Raw genomic sequence first — 17,459 nt, 5'->3', positions numbered from 1 at the left:
CGCGGCCGGTCGTTCAGCGCAGCCGGTCGGCGAGGTGGTCGCCCACCCGCAGCGCGTTGGCGATGGCGGTGAGCGACGGGTTCACGGCGCCGATGCTGGGGAAGAAGGACGTGTCCACGACGTAGAGGTTGTCCAGTTCGTGGGCCTTGCAGTCGACGTCGAGGACGGACGTCCGCGGGTCGGTGCCGAAGCGCACCGTGCCCGCCTGGTGGGCGGTGGCACCGATCGGCATGCCCTTGTGCAGGTAGATGCTGTGCGGGAGCAGGTGGTGCTCGTGCATGCCGAGCCTGCCCAGCATGCCCTGGAGCTTGTGGCGCAGCCGGCCGAGTCCGGCGGTGTTGTTCCGCTCGTCCAGGGCGAGGTGGATGTTGCCCTCGGCGTCCAGCGTCACCCGGTTGTCGGGGGCGGGCAGGTCCTCGCCGCACAGCCAGAAGTCGACGGCGTGGTGGGCGAGCACCTCGAAGGGCAGGTCGGGCGAGACGGCGCCGGCCCAGCGCGGCGCCTCGCCGTGGATCTGCTCGGCGTCGGACTTGCCGAGCATCTGGATCCCGCCGAGCGGGTAGTCCCAGTCGTCAGCGCCCAGGTACCAGTCGTGCAGGGCGAGCGTCTTCTGGAAGCGGGTGGGGTTCGGCTCCTTGGAGACGGCCATCAGCGCGAGGTTGTTGTGCCGCAGGTAGTTGCGGCCGACCATGCCGGAGCCGTTCGCGAGCCCGTCCGGGTGCCGGTCGCCGGCCGATCTCAGCAGCAGGACGGCCGAGTTGACGGCTCCGCAGGCGACGACCACGATGTCGGCGGTGAAGGTGGCGGTGGCTCCGTCGCCGAGGTCGGCGACCACGCCGGTGACGGTCCGGCCGGTGGCGTCGGTCTCGAGCCGGCGCACGTCAGCACGGGTGATCATGGTGACGTTGTCGTGTTCCAGGGCCGGGTCGACGCAGATCACCTGCGCGTCGGACTTGGCGCCGAGCAGACAGGGGAAGCCGTCGACGCGGTCGCAGCGGATGCAGGCACTGCCGTGGAGGGGCCGCCCGTGCTCGTCCTGGGCCAGGTCGACGCCGATCGGCAGGTGGAACGGGTGCAGGCCGTGCTTCTCCAGGTCGTCGCTGAGCTGCTGGATGCGGGGCTCGTGCTCGACGGGCGGGAACGGGTACGGGGAGCTCGCCGGGCCCGCGGTCGGATCCTCCCCGTGGCGGCCGTGGACCCGGTAGAGCTGCTCGGCCCGGGAGTAGTAGGGCTCGAGGTCCGTGTAGTCGATCGGCCAGGCCGGGGAGGTCCCGCCGTGGTGGCGCAGTTCCCCGAAGTCCTCGGGGCGCAGGCGGAACAGTGCGGCGCCGAAGAACTTGGTGTTGCCGCCGACGTAGTAGTTGACCTCGGGCGGGAAGGCGTTGTCGTCCTTGTCGTACCAGTACTCGGGGGCCCGGTACTTCCCCTTGACGAAGACCGCGGTGGAGTCCCAGTTGTCCCGTTCGCGGGGCAGGTAGTCGCCGCGTTCGAGGAGGAGGACGCGCTTTCCGGTCGGCGCCAGCCGGTGGGCGAGGGTGCCGCCGCCGGCTCCGGTGCCGACGACGATGACGTCGTAGTGCTGATCGCCTGCCACGGAGGGTGTCCGATCTGGAGTCGTTGCCTGCCCTGCACCGTGTGCCCGCCCCCGCGGTGACCCTCGCGACGGGGGGTGTGACACCACCGCACCGCCGCGTGGCAGGACAAGTCCCGTCCTCTGCAAGCTACCTCCGACGCGGCCGGGCGGCACCTCAGGGAGGGGCGGGCAGGGCCCCGGCACGCCGCACACCCCGCACCCCGCACCCCGCACCCCGCACTGCCCGCCGGGGCCCTTCAGAGGATCGCGACCGGGTTCACCGGGGAGCCGGTCGCACCGGGCAGGCGCAGCGGCGCGACCACGCACAGGAAGGACCAGCGCCGCTCCCGCACGCAGAGCGGCACCAGCTCCTCGAACTGCAGGTAGTCCAGCAGGTGGACGCCCATCGCGTGCACGGCGAGCACGTGGACGGGGTAGTCCACGCCCTCCGTCCGGGACGGCGCGGCGTCGTTGTTGCCGTCGCTGCCGAGGGCCGCGACGCGCCGTTCGGCGAGGAACTCCATGGCGCCCGGGTGGAGCCCCGCACGGGCCGTCGCGGTGTCCCGGGCGCCGAGCTCGGACCGGCGCCGGCGGTGCCCGACCCGGACGAACAGCAGGTCGCCCGGGCCGACCCGGACTCCCTGGGCGGCCTCGGCCTCGGCCAGCTCCGCGGCGCCGACCTGCTCGCCCGGTTCCAGCCAGGGCACCCCGCGCAGCCGCGGGACGTCCAGCAGGACGCCCCGGCCGACGATGCCGTCCCGGACCAGGTCGACGGAGAGGGCCCCGGCCCCGTGCGGGGTGAGGGTGTCCGCGTCCGTCCCGCCGTACAGCGTTCCGTCGTACACCACGTGGCACAGGGCGTCCAGGTGGCTGTCGGCGTCGCCGTGCACGTTCATGGCGATGCGGTCGCGGGCGAAGGCCAGGCCCTCGGCGGGCAGCCGGCCGGCCACCGCGCCGGTCATCCGGTGGACGGCGGGCTCGGGGTTGTCCGGCCCGGGAGCGGTCTCCACGGGTGCGGCCAGGGAGACCCGCAGCCCCGACCGCACCTCGCGGGCCGCGGCGGCCACCCGGTCCGGGGTGAGCTCGGCGAGGGCGCCGCCCGGCCGGTCGCGGCGCAGCCGCCGGTACAGGGCGCGGAACTCCGCGGCGCCGAGCGCCGCCGGCGCCGGGTCCTGGGCCATTCAGGACCCCCGCTTCGCGTCCAGGGCACCGTCCAGCGTGTTGGCCGCCATGATCAGGGAGAGGTGGGTGAAGGCCTGCGGGAAGTTGCCGAGCTGCTCGCCGGAGGGGCCGATCTCCTCGGCGAACAGGCCGACGTGGTTGGCGTAGGTGAGCATCTTCTCGAAGGCGTAGCGGGCCTGCCGCAGCCGCCCGGCGCGGGCGAGCGCGTCGACGTGGAGGAAGGTGCAGAGGCTGAAGGTGCCCTCGGAGCCCCGCAGTCCGTCGGGCGAGGCGGCGGGGTCGTAGCGGTAGACCAGGCTGTCGGAGACGAGCTTGCGCTCCATCGCGTCGAGGGTGGACAGCCAGAGCGGATCCCGCGGCGCGAGCAGACCGACCCGGGGCACGACCAGCAGCGAGGCGTCCAGGACGTCCCCGTCGTAGTGCTGGACGAGCGCCTTCTCGCGCTCGCTCCAGCCCCGGGTCATGATCTGCTCCAGCACCTCGTCGCGCGTCCGGCGCCAGCGCGCGATGTCGGCGGGGCGGCTGAAGTGCTCGGCGAGGCTGATGCCCCGGTCGAAGGCGACCCAGGTCATCACCCGGCTGTAGGTGAACTCCTTGCGCCCGCCGCGGGTCTCCCAGATGCCCTCGTCGGGCCGGTCCCAGTTGTCGGCGAGCCAGTCGAGCATCCGGGCCGTGGCCTTCCAGCCGCGGTAGCCCGCCTGGATGCCGATCTCGCGCGCTTCGGTCAGCGCGTACATCGCCTCGCCGTAGATGTCGAGCTGCAGTTGGTCCATCGCGGCGTTGCCCGCGCGGACGGGGTACGAGCCGCGGTACCCCTCGAGGTGTTCCAGCACCTCCTCGGTCAGCTCCGGGTCGCCGTCGACCCGGTACATGATCTGCAGCCGCTCGCCGGGCAGTTCGAGCCGCTCGTGGAGGCGGTCGCCGAGCCAGCGGGTGAACGCACCGGCCTCCTCGTGGAAGCCGAGGTCGAGCAGGGCGCGCACGGACAGCGAGGCGTCCCGCACCCAGGTGAAGCGGTAGTCCCAGTTGCGCTCGCCGCCCACCTGCTCGGGCAGGCCCGTGGTGGCGGCGGCGATCGGCGCGCCGGTGGGGGCGTAGGTGAGCAGTTTCAGGGTGATCGCGGACCGGCGGACCATGTCCGTCCAGCGGCCGCGGTAGTTGGCGGTGCGGACCCAGTCCTGCCAGAAGTTGACGGCGTCCCAGAGCCCCTCGGTGATCTGCTCCTCGCTCGTCGGGGGCGGCACGGCGCCGTCCGCGGCGCAGACGGTGAGCACGGCACCGGCCGTCTGACCGGCGCTGAGGGTGACGGTGCCGGCCACGTCGTCGCCGCTGCGGTGCAGCGGGAAGGTGCTGCGCAGGTGGAGGGCGATGCCGGGGGCGCGGAAGGCGGCGTACCGGTCGTCGAGGTGGAGTTCGTGCAGCGCGCGGCCGTAGTCGAAGCGCGGCCGGCAGTCCAGGTCGAACGTGACGGTGCCGCGCACCACGCGGATGCCGCGGACCACGGTGTGCCGGTCGGTGGCGCCGCCGGAGGTGAGCGGCGGCATCCAGTCGATCAGCTCGCCGACGCCCTCGGGGGACATGAACCGGGTGACCAGGACGGCGGTGTCCGGGTAGTACAGCTGACGGTGGGTGACGTCCTCGGCGGTGGGGCAGATCCGGAAGTGGCCGCCGCGGTCGTGGTCCAGCAGGGCGGCGAAGATGCTGGGCGAGTCGACCCTGGGAGCGACGAACCAGTCCATCACGCCCTTGGCGGAGACCAGCGCGACGGTCTGGAGGTCGCCGACCAGACCGTGGTCGGCGATCGGCGGGTAGCGGTCCATCAGCACACTCCGAGTCCGTGATCTGCCCCCGGCACGACGCTAACGGAGGCGTTTTCGTCCCGGCCGTTCCCGTCGGCGATGTCGGGCGACCTGCCCCCGTACGGCCGAACCGCAACGCGGCGGCGGCCCGCTCGCCCGCCCGCTCGCGCCGGGCCACCCGGCTCGGCGTCGGGCCGCACGCACGGAGCCGGCGGGCCCGCGACCGCGCGGGACCGCCGGCTGCTCTCCGCCCGTACCGGGATCGGAGGATGGTGCGGAAGATCAGGGACTCGACGGGCCGGGCGGAGCAGCGGGGCTCGGGCGACGCCGGGGGAATCCGGACGAGCGCCGCGTGGGCCGTACGGGCCGGGCCGTCCGGGTCATCGCCCGCGCGGCGGGCGTCAGTTGAAGGTGAACCAGTTGAGGTTGACGAAGTCGGCGCCCTGTCCGCTGGCGAAGGTGAGGTAGACGGTGTGGGTCCCGGTGGTCCGGGTGATGTCGGCGGGCACCGTGCGCCACGCCTGCCAGCCGCCGGTGTTGGCGACGGCGAAGCTGCCGACCGGTGCGGCGGTCGGGCTGTCCAGCCGGACCTGGACCAGTCCGCTGACGCCGGGGGCGGCGCCGGAGGCCACCCGGGCCTGGAAGCGGCTCGCGCCGGAGCCGCCGAAGTCGACGCCCGGGTAGGCGAGCCAGTCGCCGTCGGCGATCCAGCCGACGTCCCGGCCCCCGCCGGTGTCGCCGCAGGTCTCCAGCGCGGTGCCGGACTGCGAGCCGTAGGACTCGGCCTGGATCGTCCCGAACGCGCTGGTCCCGCCGCCGGGTTGCGGGGACGGACCCGGGTCGACCGGGCCCTGACCGCCTCCGACGGTGACGGAGAACAGGGTCGGGCTCGACGACTGCACCCGGCCCTCGAAGTCCACCCCGGCCGGGTGGACGTCGTCGTACGGGAAGGCGTAGCCGAGGTGGTCGGGGTTGGTCACGTGCAGGATGCGGGCGTAGTGGTTGGTGCGGGCGGCGGTGTAGAAGGCGGCCGGGTTCTCGCCGGTCGGCTGGTGCGGATCGTCCAGCAGGGTGGTGCGGTTGAGCGCGGCGGCGATCCGGGCGCTCAGGTTGCCCATCAGGTCGTTGCCGGTGGTGAACGGTGCCGAACTGCAGTTGAAGACGGCTGCCGTGGAGGGCCGGGCGAAGCCGCCGACGCCGGGGAAGGTGAGGACGCCGTCGGCGGCGACCCGGCCCGTGACGGTGCCCCAGCCGGCCTGGGTGTCGATCACCAGGTCGGTGCTCCGGTACTTCTGCCAGACGGCGGCGAGGTAGCCGTCGAGGTAGCCGTCGAACAGTGCCGGGTCGGCGCTGATCGCCGTGTTGGGGCTGAGGATGCGCAGGGTGCGGCCGGCGGAGTCGGGGACGATCAGCCGGGCCCAGTCGCCGCCGTCCTGGGCGGCCTGGGTGCGCAGCGCGCTCGCGACGGACTCCAGACCGCCGGCGGGCAGGCCGCTCACGCGCTGCCGCCCGTCGCCGGTGGTCAGGTCGAACGCGATCGGGACGGCGGCGAAGTCGACGTAGCTGATGTTGGCGTACAACTGGTCCGGCCCGTAGGTGAACTCGCAGAATCCGTAGGAGGTGGCGATGTTGGGGTCGGTGGGGTTGCTCACCGACGGCAGCGCGATGCCGGGGCCGGGGTTGATCAGGAAGGTCAGGGGGCGGCCGACGGAGAGGTAGATCCGTCCGCTGGAGAGGTAGGGCAGCCGGACCCGGCGCGGGGTGGCGCCGGGTGCGCCCAGCGCGATGGCGCAGTCGGCGCCGAGCGGCGCACCCGGGGCGGAGGGGGACGGCGGGTGGTAGAGCGTGCTGCCGTCGGAGCGCAGGAAGGCCCAGCTGTTGCCCCGGGCCGGGTCGAGGCCGAGGACGTGGGCGTAGACCGGCTGGGAGGGGACGGTGTTGACCAGGTCGACGTCGAGCTGTTGCGGGGTGGTGCTGCCGTTCGCGGTCTGCGCGAGGGCGAACAGGGCGGGCGCGGTCAGGGCCGCGACGGAGGCGCCGAGCACCTTCCGGCGAGTGATCACGGGGGCTCCCGAGGGGGTGGGGGCGGCCAGGGCCGGTGGGGGCGGCCGAGGAACGGTCAGGGGACGGCGGGGGGACGGCGAGGGGGGCGGTGTGGACGGCCTGGCGGCGCGGGTCGCGCTGCCTCGCCGTCAGACTCCCGCCCGGACCGGGACACGTCAATATCTGTAACCGTAAGCGGCCCTTAAGCCTGAATGTGTTGATTTCTTGAAGGCGCGTCACCCGGCCGCGCTCGGCCGCTCAGGCACCCGCGTGCAGGTAGGCGGCCCACAGCCACGGGGAGTCGTTGAAGTTGAGCGGGGCCGGCAGGCCGTGGCCGTCACGCACCCGGCGGACCGCCCGGTGGAGTGCACGGGCCGACCGGTCCGGATCCGGGCGGGCGCCATCGGCCCCGAGGCCGGCGTAGAACAGCCTGGCGACGGTGACGGCCATCTGGTCGTCGATCTCCCAGAGCGTGCCGATGACGTGCGGGAACCCGGCGAGCTGGAACGCGGAGGTGAGGTGGATGGCCTCGTCGAGCAGTTCGGAGGTGTCGATGGCCGCGGTGCGGCAGGCCGACAGGTAGGCCAGCCGGGCTCCGTCCAGCGCGACGGACGCGAGTCGCCCGACGGTCAGCGGCGCCTCCGCGTGGTCGTGGAGCAGCAGCAGGCTCCGGGACGGGTCCGCCGGGTCACTGGAGCCGTGGCAGGAGAAGTGCGCGATCGCGCAGTCCGGCAGCTGGTCGAGGACGCGGGCCCGGGTCGGCACCGAGGGCTCCCGGTGCGCGGGGCCGTCCCCGGGCTCCGGTTCCCGGAGCAGGACCGCGTCGGGCAACCGCTCGCGCAGCACCGCGACTTCGTCCTCGACGTAGTGCAGACGGCCGTGGTCCGGAAGGCCGGGTGTGGTCGGCATCGCCACGATCAGGTTCCGTGCGGCCGGCGTCGAGGCCGCGGTCCGGGCGCGTTCGCGGGCGTGGCGCAGTGCGCGGACGGTGGGGGTGTAGGAGGAGACCACCCGGTCCATCACGGTGCGCCGGTGCGGCGTGCCCGGCGGGTCGTCGTGATGGCCCGAGGCGTGCAGGGGCAGCAGGCCCAGCAGCCCGCCGGGCACCCACCACACCCGCGGCCAGGCCTCCTCGGTGTCGCCGCGTCCGTGGAGTCCGAGGGCGCCGAGCACCGGGCCGGTCGCCGTGTCCCACAACCACTGCAGGACGGTGACCAGGGTCTGCTGCGCCGCCAGCTGCTCGGCCTCCTCCCCGCCGACCGTCAGCGTGTGCAGCGCGTTGCGGAAGGCGTTCACCCGGTCGGTCACCGCGCGGAGGGTGAGACCCGGCAACGCGATGCTGTCGATCCCCCCGGTCGTGACCAGCAGGGCGTCGCTGCGGTACCCGCTGATGTTGAACACCACGACGGGCCCCTCGGCCGCCTCGGCGACCAGCTCCGCTTCGGCCGGCGGCCGGGCGAACCCGGTGAAGTCGTCCAGGGCCCGGATCTCGGCCAGCAGGGCGGCGAAGTCCCCCGCGGCGCGGTGCCGGTCCCGCACCGGTCCCCGCCGTGACGGCCCCTGGTCGGCCGCCTCGCTGCGGAGCCGGACGGGGGTCATGGTGTCCGCGGGCATGTCGAGCTGGTCGCGCAGCTCGACGTAGCGGGTCGCGAGACCGGGGTGCCGGTCCCGGAGCTCGGTGAGGTCGCCGCGGGTCTCCAGGGCCTGGCTGAGCAGGACGGCGCGCCCCGTCTCCAGCAGCCGCAGGGCCCGTCGGGCGCGTTCGGGCGGGGTGCCGCCGGGCGCGGCGAGCGCGAGCGCGGCGGCCCGGCCCGCCAGTCCGGCGACCTGTGCGACGGCGTGCTGCTGGTCGCCGCGTTCCAGACGGCGCGGGGCCACCTGGGGCAGCCGCAGCACCGCCTCCTCGGCCACGTCCGCCGCGCTCCCGTACTCGCCGCGGTCCGCCAGGAGCCGGGCGGCCCGGTCCCCGGCCTCGACGCCGGTCAGGGGGGTGACGGCCGCGTCCACGGCCGCCACGTGGCAGGAGGTCGCCTCCTCGAGGTCCTCCGATGCCGCGGACTGCCGGAACCGGATGCTCAGCATGCCCCCCAGGTTGGACAGCAGGACCGCCCGGTCGGGGTGGCCGGCCGGAAGGGACTCGACCGCGAGTCGCCCGATCCGGACGGCCTCGTCCAGGTCCTCCGGTGCGCCGTCCCGCTGCGACCGCATGACCAGGGCGTTGGCGAGGTTGGACGACTCCATGGCGCGGCCGGCGCCGGCGGGGGCGAGCCGCACCGCCTCCTGCGCCACCGTCACCGCCGCGTCCAGGTCCGCCCGCGCACCGGACCGCTCGAAGCGGGTCTGCAGCGCACTGCCGAGGTTGGCGAGCGCCGCGGCGCGTCCGGGCTCGTCGCCGGCAGCGTTGACGGCCTCCCGCAACACCCGCACCGCCCGGTCCAGGTCCGCCGACACCCCGGTCCGCCGGAAGCGGGTCAGCAGCGCACTGCCGAGGTTGCCGAGCACCATCGCCCGTACGGTCCGGTCCGCCGCGGCGGCCGCGGCGGCCACGGCCTCCCGCAGGACCGTCACCGCCTCGTCCACGTCCGCGAGCGCACCGGCCCGCTGGAACCTCCTGAACAGCGCGGTGCCGAGGTTCGACAGCATCCCCGCACGGTCGCGGTCGTCCTCGGGGGCCGCGTCCACCGCCTTCCGCAGCCACTCGACCGCGGCGTCCGTGTCCGTCAGCGCCCCGGTCCGTTCGGCCCGTTCCGCGAACCTGCCCCCGAGGTTCGACAGCATCACCACGCGGTCGACCGACTCGCCGGTGTCCACGGCCTGCTGCCCGAGCACGATGGCCCGGTCCAGGTCCGCCGCCACGCCCGTGAGCTGGTACCTGGCCCACAGGGCCCTGCTCAGGGTGGAGATCACGGCCGCGTGGTCGCGGCCCTCGGCCGGGCTGTGGTCCGCCGCCCGCTGCCCGACCTCGACGGCCTCCTCCAGGTCCGCCGGCACGCCCTCGTGCTGGTAGCGGGCCCGGAGCACCGTCCCGAGGTGGGACACCCGCGCGGCGTGCTGCGGATCGTCGGGCGGGGTGGCGTCGGCCGCCTTGCGGAGGCACCCGACGGCCTCCTTCAGATCGGCGTCCACCTTGGTCACCTCGAACCTGCTGGCCAGCGCGATGCCCAGCACCCAGACGGCCGTGACGGCGCCTGGGTGGCCGGGGCGGGCCTCGGCCAGCGCCTGCCGCGCAGCACGGACGGCGGCGTCCAGATCCGCTTCCGCTGCGGTCTCCTGACCGCGGGCCTGCAGCAGGCCTCCCAGGTGGGTCAGCCAGGTCACACGGTCGGGGTGGTGGGCGGGCGCGGCGGAGGTGAGCTCCTGGAAGCACGCGATGGCGAGGTCGGCGTGGAGCAGCGGGCGGGGGCCCGGACCCCAGTCCCGGAGCGCCTCGGCCAGCAGCGCGAGCCGTTCGGCGTGCGCCGGCTGGTCGGCGGGCGTGGCCGCCAGGACGCTGCGCAGCATCGTCACGGCCGTGATGCACTCGATCCGGCCGGGGGACGCCTGAGCGCGCCGGAGCGCCTGGACGGCGCTCGGGGCCACGGCCTCGGCGAGGGCCGGGAGCAGCGGCTCCGGCAGCCGGTCCTCGCCGAGCGCGAAGCACGGGGCGAAGGCCTCGACGGCCGCCGTCATGTCGGCCAGCGTCTGTTCCCCGGGCGGGGCGAGGTACCGGCCGTACACGCTGCGGCTCCAGTAGAACCACCCGAGGGCGTACCGGACTTCGGTGTCCCCCCGGCCGTGCTCCGCGGCGAGCCGGCGGGCGTCCCGCAGCGCGTCCGGCCCCAGGACCGACGACGGGTCCCTGGTCTCCTTCGTCCGCTGGATCCGCGCCCACATCGCCGCCAACAGCGCCTCGCGCATCGTGCCTCCAGATCGCTCGCGGTTCGCGATGCTAGTTGCACATTCCTTTCCCCGGAGGGGAGTTGCTCCGATACCCTCCGAAAGGGCGGCCCGGGACGACAGGTGGGGCCGTCGGTACCAGGGGGGTGGAAGAGCACATGCCTCGACCCGAGGAGACCGCACGGCGGTTGGGCATCGTCTGTGCCCGGGAGCAGGAGCTCGGGGCGCGGCTGCGCGCCGGTCCGCTTCGGAGCGACGCCCTCGTCCGGGACCTGCTGGAGGCCGTCCGTCAGGGCGAGGACGTGGCGGATCGGGTGGACGCGCTGCACAACGTGCTGGTGGCGGTCGGGGTCCCCCAGGGCCTGTACGCCTACGACGAGCACGGGCGGACCGGCGACCGGGGTGTCCACGTCGCCGGCGCCGACCGGGGCCGGTCGGCCGAGCCCGTCTACCTCTGTCCGCTCGGCCCGGCCGCGCGGTGCGGGCGCTTCTGGTGGCAGCAGGGGCCCGTCCCCGTTCCGCGGTGTGCGGTCAGCGGGGACGCCCTGTGCCGTGAGCGGCTGTAGCCGGTGGGCGCGCTCCTGGGGGAGCTCGGCAAGAAGCTCGCGGAGCGGTGGCTCTCCCTGCTCGTCCTGCCCGGTGCGCTGTACCTGGCCGTGGCCCTCGCCGCCCGCACCCTCGGTCAGGCCCACCCCTTCGACCTGTACCGACTCGCCGCCCGGATCACCGGGTGGGCCAAGGCCCCGGTGGCGGGCTCACCCGGCGGCCAGGTGGTCCTGCTGGGAGCCGTCCTGGGCGGTGCGGCGGGTGTCGGGCTGATCGCCCAGGCCCTCGGTTCCCTGGCCGAGCGGATCCACCTGGCCGCGGACTGGCACACCTGGCCCGCGCCCCTGCGGGCTCTCGCGCGGCGGGCCACCGACCGCAGGACCAACCGCTGGCTACCGCGTGCCAGGGCGTGGCACGGTCTGCGGAACGACGCCGGCGAAGCCCGCGCGCTCGCCCGGCTGTCCCGGCCCGGGCCGGCCCCCGGCACCGCGGACGTCGACACCGCGGACGGCGACTCGGCGGACGAGGACGCGGACCTGCGGCTCGCCCGGTCGGCGATGGTCCGCGTCTCGCCGGAGCCGCCCGAACGCCCGACCTGGAGCGGCGACCGCGTCAACGCCGCGGCCCTGCGCCTGGAGCGTGACCAGCACCTCGACCTGGCCGTGCTCTGGCCGCACCTGTGGCTGGTCCTCCCCGACACCGTGCGCACCGAGATCACCGCCGCCCGGCAGGGCCTCACCCGGGCCACCGGGCTGAGCGCCTGGGCACTGCTCTACCTGCTGCTCGTCGTCTGGTGGTGGCCCGCCGCCCTCGTCGCCGCCGCCCTCGCCCTCGCCGGCCGGCACCGCACCCGGGCCGCCGCCGACGGCTATGCCACCCTCGTCGAGGCCGCCGCCCGGCTCCGCACCCGCGATCTCGCCGCCCACCTCGGGGTGGATCCCGCCGGCATGTCCACCCAGGACCTCAACGAGCTGCTCATGCTCCACCTGACGGCCAGCGCTCCCCCGGATCCGGGGCCGGAACCGGCACCGGACCCCGCCGCCGGCGCACCGCGACCGGCCCCCGCCCCGGCACCGGGCCCCGCCGCCACCGCACCGCGAGCGGCCCCCGGCGCCACGGCTCCCGAGAGCCCCTGACCGGCGCCCGGCGCACCGGCCCTGGCGTGCACACCGCCGAGGCTGGCACCGCGGCCGGCCGTGCGCCGCGAACACCCGTGCTCCGCCGGCCCCGGAGGGTGGGCGGAGCACGGGTGTTCGGGCTGCCGCGGCACGAGGTCCGTGCCGCGGCAGCCCGGGAGCCGTCCGACGGATCAGAAGGTGAGGTTCCAGGAGTCGACGGTGCCGGTGTCGCCGGAGGCGCCGTCCTTCACCCGGAGCTTCCAGGTGCCGTTCGCCGCGCTCGCGGCGGCGTTGACGGTGTAGGTCTTGGCGACGTTGTCGGTGCTGTCGTTGTTCGGGAAGTCCTCCAGGAGGTAGACCGTGCCGTCCGGGGCCACCAGGGAGAGGACCAGGTCACCGCGGTAGGTGTGCTTGATGTCCACGCCGACCTTGAGCGTCGCGGGCGCGTTGCCGGTGACGCCGGTGACGGTGATCGGGCTCTCCACCGTGGTGTTGTCGGGGATCGCCACGTCGGCGGTGTTCTCGAAGTACTTGCCGGTGGGCGGGGTCGTGCCGCCGACCGCCTTCAACGCGTCGACCTGGCCCTCGCCGAAGAAGCCGTTGTTGGCGGTGGTGCCGGTGCAGCGGCTGTCCGAGGCGGGGCAGGCCAGGTCGTTGGCCTGGGTCGCCAGCCGGGCCCGGATGTCGGCCGGGGTGAGCGACGGGTCGGTGCTGGCGATCAGCGCGGCGACCCCGGTGACGTGCGGGGAGGCCATGGAGGTGCCGCTCTTGGTCCCGTACTTGCCGCCGGGCAGGGTGGAGTAGACGCCGGTCGCGCCGTCACCGCCGGGCGCGGCGACGTCGATGACGCCCCGTCCGTAGTTGGAGTAGGAGGCCTTGCCGCTGCCGCTGGCCGTGGCGGCGACGGTCACCACGCCCGGGAGTTCGGTGGGGATGTCGAGGCAGGCGTTGGTGATGGTCCGGGTGACCTTGGTGGAGTCGTTCGGGCTCTCGGTGTCCGTGGTCTTGTTCGCGAGGTCGTAGTCGGCGTTGCCGGCCGCGGCGACCTGCAGCGAGCCCTTGCCCTCGGCGTACTCCTGGGCGCGCTTGACGCCCTCGATGATGGCGGCCTGGTCGAGGTCGTCAGGGCAGTTGAACTGCCACGGGTCGGTGTAGTAGCTGTTGTTGGTCACCTTGAAGCCGTGGTCGCCGGCCCAGACGAAGCCGCAGACGGTGTTCTCGGCGTAGAACAGGGTGCTGGTCGGCTCGGCGATCCGGACCGAGGCGATCTTCACGCCGGGCGCGACGCCGATGACGCCCTTGCCGTTCTTCGCGGCCGCGATGGTGCCGGCGACGTGGGTGCCGTGGGTGTCGACGTCGCGCCAGGCGCCGGTGCGGGCGTCGGCCTTGCCGTACGCGCAGGAGACCGAGTCGGCGGCGTCGAAGTTCGGCGCGAGGTCCTGGTGCTGGTCGTCCACGCCGGTGTCCAGCACGCCGACCTTGACGGACGGGGATCCGGTGGTCACGTTCCAGGCCTGGTCGGCCTTGATCTGGGTCATGTCCCAGCGGTTGGACTCGGCCAGCGTGGTGGCGGCCTGCGCGGGGTTGGCCGGCAGGGCCGGGTTGTAGGCGTCGGCCGGGACGTCGGAGGTGCGGGTCGCGCCCACCTTCTGGATGCCGGTGACGGTCCGCAGGGCGGCGGCGAAGCCGGCGCTGGTGGAGTGGGCGACGACGACGCCGATCGCGTCGTAACTCGCGAAGACCGTACCGCCCTTCGCGGCGACGGCGGTCTTGGCGGCGGCGACGTCGGCGGGCGCGCTGATGATCAGGTAGGCGCGGGTGCCCGCGGCCCAGCCGGCCGCCGCGCTCGCCGGAGCGGCCGCGGGTGCGGCGGGCGCCGTGACGCCGGCGGGGACGGCGGGCGTCGTGGTCGTCGGGGCGGCGGTCGCGAGCGCGGTGGGGGTGGCGAGCGCCATCGCCGAGAGCACGGCGAGGGCGGCGACCGGGCGGCCGAGCCGCCGGGATATCAGGGGTGACACGGGTCCTCCGATTCGGACCGTGCGTGAGGGGGGATCGCACGGGAATTGAACGAAACATGCCACATTGGTGAGGACTTGGGGAAGGCTTTACGCCCGACGAATTTTCCCGGGGCCGTCTCCACCTGCGAGGCGCGGGGGCGGCGAGGGGCGGGAACCGGTGGCGGAGATGTGCGGCCCGGACAACCGCTCGCACGCAAACGACGCACGCTGCCGCCGCCGCGTTCACAGGACTGACAGATCCTCACATCGCTGTGATCGGAGCAGCTTTGGCGTACACAGAACCCTCACGCACAGTTCGGGAAATCTCATCCCGGCGGCGCCCGGAGCTAACGTCCCGGTTACACACGGTCGGTACGCTGGACAGCACGGTGACCGGTTCCGGAGCCGGAATGTTCGGCCGGCGGTTCGGCGCGAACGATTCGGAGCCGGCAGCTCGGAGCCACCGGTTCGACGCGGACGGAGGGGAGGCGCAGTGACGGCACGACGCATCTCGCGCGGCAAGCGCCTCGCCCTCCTGTTGGCCGCCGTCGTCTCGGCCGTGCTCGCCGCCCTCGGCACCGGTTCGCAGGCCTTCGCCGCCGAGCCGCTGCCGCAGTCCACGGCCGCCGACGGCCACCCGGCCTGGAAGGTCCACCACCTCACCGAGGCACCGACCGCACGGGCCACCGCCCACCACCGCACGAGCGGCGGCACGGCCGTGCGTACGGCCGTCGGCGCGGCGAGCGGCACCGTCACCGGCGTCGCGGCCACCTGCGTCACCGTGCCCACGGGCCCCGTGCCCGGCGCGAACGGGTCGAGACCGGCCGCGCTCGCGCGCCTCCAGGTGTTCCGCTGCTGACGGCTCCCGCGAGCTGACCCGCACCCCGCACGCGATCCGGCGCGCGCCCACCAAGGGCGCGTGCGGCCCCGCCATGCCCTCGGGCGGCGGGCCACCGCCCCACGCCCGACCGGCGGATCCTTCCGGACGGGCCCGGGCCACGGCACCGCCGGCCCACGGCCGACCGCGCGTCAGCCCGCCGCTGCCCCACGACAGCAGCTTCCCGCCCGGCACCACCCGGGCGGGCAGAAGGAGACCTCTCATGCAGTCCCTCGTGACGCACGCCCGCGTCTTCCCGCACCGGCTCGCCTCCGGCGGCCACGACCTCGGCCGGCTCTCCGCCGGGCAGGCGCCCGAAGCCCTCTTCATCACCTGCTCCGACTCCCGCGTCGTCCCGGCCCTGATCACCGGATCCCGCCCCGGGCAGCTCTTCGAGCTGCGCACCGCCGGGAACATCGTCCCCGTCTACGACACGGCCGCCCCCAGCGGCGAGGCCGCCACCATCGAGTACGCCGTCGACATCCTCCGGGTCCCCGACGTCATCGTCTGCGGGCACTCGCACTGCGGGGCCATCGGCGCGCTGGTGCGGGCCGAGGACCTGGCGCCCGTCCCCGCCGTCCGGACCTGGCTCGAACACGCCGCCCCGCCCACCAGCCACCTCGCCCCCGTCCCGGCCCACGACCAGGACGCGGACGTCGCCCGCCCGGTGCAGCGCAGCGTCCTCGCCCAGCTCGACCGGCTGCGCAGCTACCCGGGCGTGGCCCGCCGGCTGGCGGAGGGTTCCCTGCGGCTGCACGGCTGGTACTACGAGGTGCACACCGGCACCGTCCTCGCCGGATCGGACCGGGGGTTCCTGCCGCTGTGAACACTCCCGACCACCCCGGTCTCCCCGGCACGACCGACAGCCCCACCAGCCCGGCCGGGCCCGAGGCCCGCGGCCGCTCCCCGCTGCGCGGCGCGTTCGCGCACTGGCGCCAGGACCTGCCCGCCTCGCTGGTCGTCTTCCTGGTGGCCGTCCCGCTCTGCGTCGGCGTCGCCGTCGCCTCCGGCGTGCCCGCCGAACGCGGCCTGATCACCGGCATCGTCGGCGGGCTGGTCGTCGGCCTGCTGCCCGGCAGCAGCCTGCAGGTCAGCGGCCCGGCCGCCGGGCTGACCGTCCTCGTCTACGACGCCGTCCGGCAGTTCGGGCTCGCCTCGCTCGGCGCCGTCGTCCTCGCCGCCGGACTCCTGCAGGTCACGATGGGACTGCTGCGCATGGGCCGCTGGTTCCGCGCGATCTCCCTGTCCGTCGTCCACGGCATGCTCGCCGGGATCGGGCTGATCCTGATCCTCGGACAGCTGTACGCCGTCTCCGGCCGGTCGGCGCCGGGCTCCGGCACCGCGAAGGTGGCCGGGATCCCCGCGCTGCTCGGCGACTGGCTGACCGGCCGGGCCGCGATGACCGCCGTCGCCATGACCGCCGCCACGGTGGCCCTGCTGGCGTGCTGGAAGAAGCTGCCCGCCCCCGTCCGCGCGGTGCCCGCCCCGCTGGCGGCGGTCGCCCTCGCCGCCGGCGCGACGGCCCTGTTCGACCTGGACGTCCCCCGGGTCGAGGTGGACGGGCTGCTCGGCGCCGTCGCCCTCCCGACCGCGGACGGCCTGGGCGCCGTCGCGAGCGCGGCGGGCCTGGGCACCGTCCTCGCGTTCGCCGTCATCGCCTCCGCCGAGAGCCTGTTCAGCGCCGCCGCCGTCGACCAGATGCACGACGGGCGCCGCACCGACTACGACAAGGAGCTCACCTCCCAGGGCATCGGCAACACCCTGTGCGGGCTGCTCGGCGCCCTGCCGATGACCGCCGTGATCGTCCGCAGCGCCGCCAACGTCCAGGCCGGGGCCAGGACCAGGGCGTCCCGCGTCCTGCACGGCGTGTGGCTGCTGCTGTTCGCCGCGCTCCTGCCGGCCGCCCTGGGGCTGATCCCGCTCGCCGTGCTCGGCGGCGTCCTGATCCACGCCGGCGGCAAGCTGATCCCCCTGCGGCAGGGCGTCGCCCTGTGGCGGGCGCACCGCAGCGAGGTGGTGGTGCTCGCGGCCACCGCGGGCGCGATCGTCGTCACCAACCTCTTCGAGGGCGTCCTGCTCGGCGTGGCGCTCGCCGTCGCCAAGAGCGCCTGGCAGACCTCCCAGTTGCACATCGACCTCACCGACACCGGTGACGGCCGTCCGCTGCACGTCCGCCTCGGCGGCAACGCGACCTTCCTGCGGCTGCCCCGGCTGCTGGACACGCTGGAGTCGCTGCCGACGGACCGTGCGGTGGACCTCGACTGGAGCGAACTGCGCCACCTCGACCACGCCTGCCGCAGCGCGCTGATCTCCTGGGCCGACCAGCACGCCGCCCGGGGCAGCAGCGACGTGCGGCTCAAACCGCCGCTGGTGGTGAGCGCCTGACGGTCCGACCGACGCCGGCCGGGCGGTTCCCCCTCGGGGGCACCTGCCCGGCCGGCGTCCGCG

11 protein-coding genes are annotated in these 17,459 nt (G+C 74.7%); 5 read left to right on the top strand and 6 right to left on the bottom strand.

Annotated elements, in window-relative coordinates; translation table 11 throughout:
• Positions 1-13: 13 nt before the first annotated feature.
• The 5 genes from AB0N04_RS32725 to AB0N04_RS32705 form a co-directional block, all read right to left on the bottom strand.
• Complete coding sequence (locus AB0N04_RS32725; RefSeq protein WP_360217787.1) at positions 14-1,594, bottom strand: GMC family oxidoreductase; 1,581 nt, start codon at positions 1,592-1,594, stop codon at positions 14-16.
• 236 nt (positions 1,595-1,830) lie between these two features.
• Complete coding sequence (locus AB0N04_RS32720) at positions 1,831-2,754, bottom strand: cyclase family protein (RefSeq protein WP_360217790.1); 924 nt, start codon at positions 2,752-2,754, stop codon at positions 1,831-1,833.
• Complete coding sequence (locus AB0N04_RS32715) at positions 2,755-4,575, bottom strand: glycoside hydrolase family 15 protein (RefSeq protein ID WP_360217793.1); 1,821 nt, start codon at positions 4,573-4,575, stop codon at positions 2,755-2,757. It lies immediately after the preceding gene.
• Positions 4,576-4,955: 380 nt separating this feature from the next.
• On the bottom strand, positions 4,956-6,617 hold the full coding sequence (locus AB0N04_RS32710; RefSeq protein ID WP_360217796.1) for a beta-1,3-glucanase family protein: 1,662 nt from the start codon (positions 6,615-6,617) through the stop codon (positions 4,956-4,958).
• Between the two features lie 238 nt (positions 6,618-6,855).
• The gene (locus AB0N04_RS32705; protein ID WP_360217799.1) at positions 6,856-10,494 is read right to left on the bottom strand and encodes a CHAT domain-containing protein; all 3,639 of its coding nucleotides are present in this window, start codon (positions 10,492-10,494) and stop codon (positions 6,856-6,858) included.
• Between the two features lie 137 nt (positions 10,495-10,631).
• On the opposite strand from AB0N04_RS32705, the gene AB0N04_RS32700 reads away from it, so the two are divergent.
• Positions 10,632-11,039 (top strand): hypothetical protein, encoded by a 408-nt coding sequence (locus AB0N04_RS32700; protein WP_360217802.1) that lies wholly within the window; start codon positions 10,632-10,634, stop codon positions 11,037-11,039.
• 3 nt (positions 11,040-11,042) lie between these two features.
• A complete protein-coding gene (locus AB0N04_RS32695) occupies positions 11,043-12,155 on the top strand; it encodes a hypothetical protein (protein WP_360217805.1) in 1,113 nt (370 codons plus the stop codon).
• A gap of 173 nt (positions 12,156-12,328) precedes the next feature.
• Here the strand turns inward: AB0N04_RS32695 and AB0N04_RS32690 are convergent, their stop codons facing one another.
• Complete coding sequence (locus tag AB0N04_RS32690) at positions 12,329-14,092, bottom strand: S8 family serine peptidase (RefSeq protein WP_360217819.1); 1,764 nt, start codon at positions 14,090-14,092, stop codon at positions 12,329-12,331.
• A gap of 535 nt (positions 14,093-14,627) precedes the next feature.
• Between AB0N04_RS32690 and AB0N04_RS32685 the strand changes: the two genes are divergently transcribed.
• From AB0N04_RS32685 to AB0N04_RS32675, 3 genes are all read left to right on the top strand, one after another.
• Positions 14,628-14,993, top strand: coding sequence for a hypothetical protein (locus AB0N04_RS32685; RefSeq protein ID WP_360217807.1), 366 nt, complete (start codon positions 14,628-14,630; stop codon positions 14,991-14,993).
• A gap of 241 nt (positions 14,994-15,234) precedes the next feature.
• Positions 15,235-15,837, top strand: coding sequence for a carbonic anhydrase (locus AB0N04_RS32680; protein ID WP_360217810.1), 603 nt, complete (start codon positions 15,235-15,237; stop codon positions 15,835-15,837).
• A gap of 83 nt (positions 15,838-15,920) precedes the next feature.
• Entirely contained in the window at positions 15,921-17,396 is a 1,476-nt protein-coding gene (locus tag AB0N04_RS32675) for a SulP family inorganic anion transporter (protein ID WP_360217822.1), read from the top strand.
• The last annotated feature ends 63 nt before the right edge of the window (positions 17,397-17,459 follow it).

It is taken from the genome of Kitasatospora sp. NPDC051702, assembly GCF_040681575.1.
GTDB lineage: Bacteria > Actinomycetota > Actinomycetes > Streptomycetales > Streptomycetaceae > Kitasatospora.
This window is presented reverse-complemented; position numbering and strand designations above follow the sequence as displayed.

Coding starts and splice junctions, on each gene's coding strand:
- AB0N04_RS32720 (WP_360217790.1), bottom strand. CDS start 2,754: ATGGCCCAGGACCCGGCGCCGGCGGCGCTCGGCGCCGCGGAGTTCCGC.
- AB0N04_RS32715 (WP_360217793.1), bottom strand. CDS start 4,575: ATGGACCGCTACCCGCCGATCGCCGACCACGGTCTGGTCGGCGACCTC.
- AB0N04_RS32705 (WP_360217799.1), bottom strand. CDS start 10,494: ATGCGCGAGGCGCTGTTGGCGGCGATGTGGGCGCGGATCCAGCGGACG.
- AB0N04_RS32700 (WP_360217802.1), top strand. CDS start 10,632: ATGCCTCGACCCGAGGAGACCGCACGGCGGTTGGGCATCGTCTGTGCC.
- AB0N04_RS32690 (WP_360217819.1), bottom strand. CDS start 14,092: ATGGCGCTCGCCACCCCCACCGCGCTCGCGACCGCCGCCCCGACGACC.
- AB0N04_RS32680 (WP_360217810.1), top strand. CDS start 15,235: ATGCAGTCCCTCGTGACGCACGCCCGCGTCTTCCCGCACCGGCTCGCC.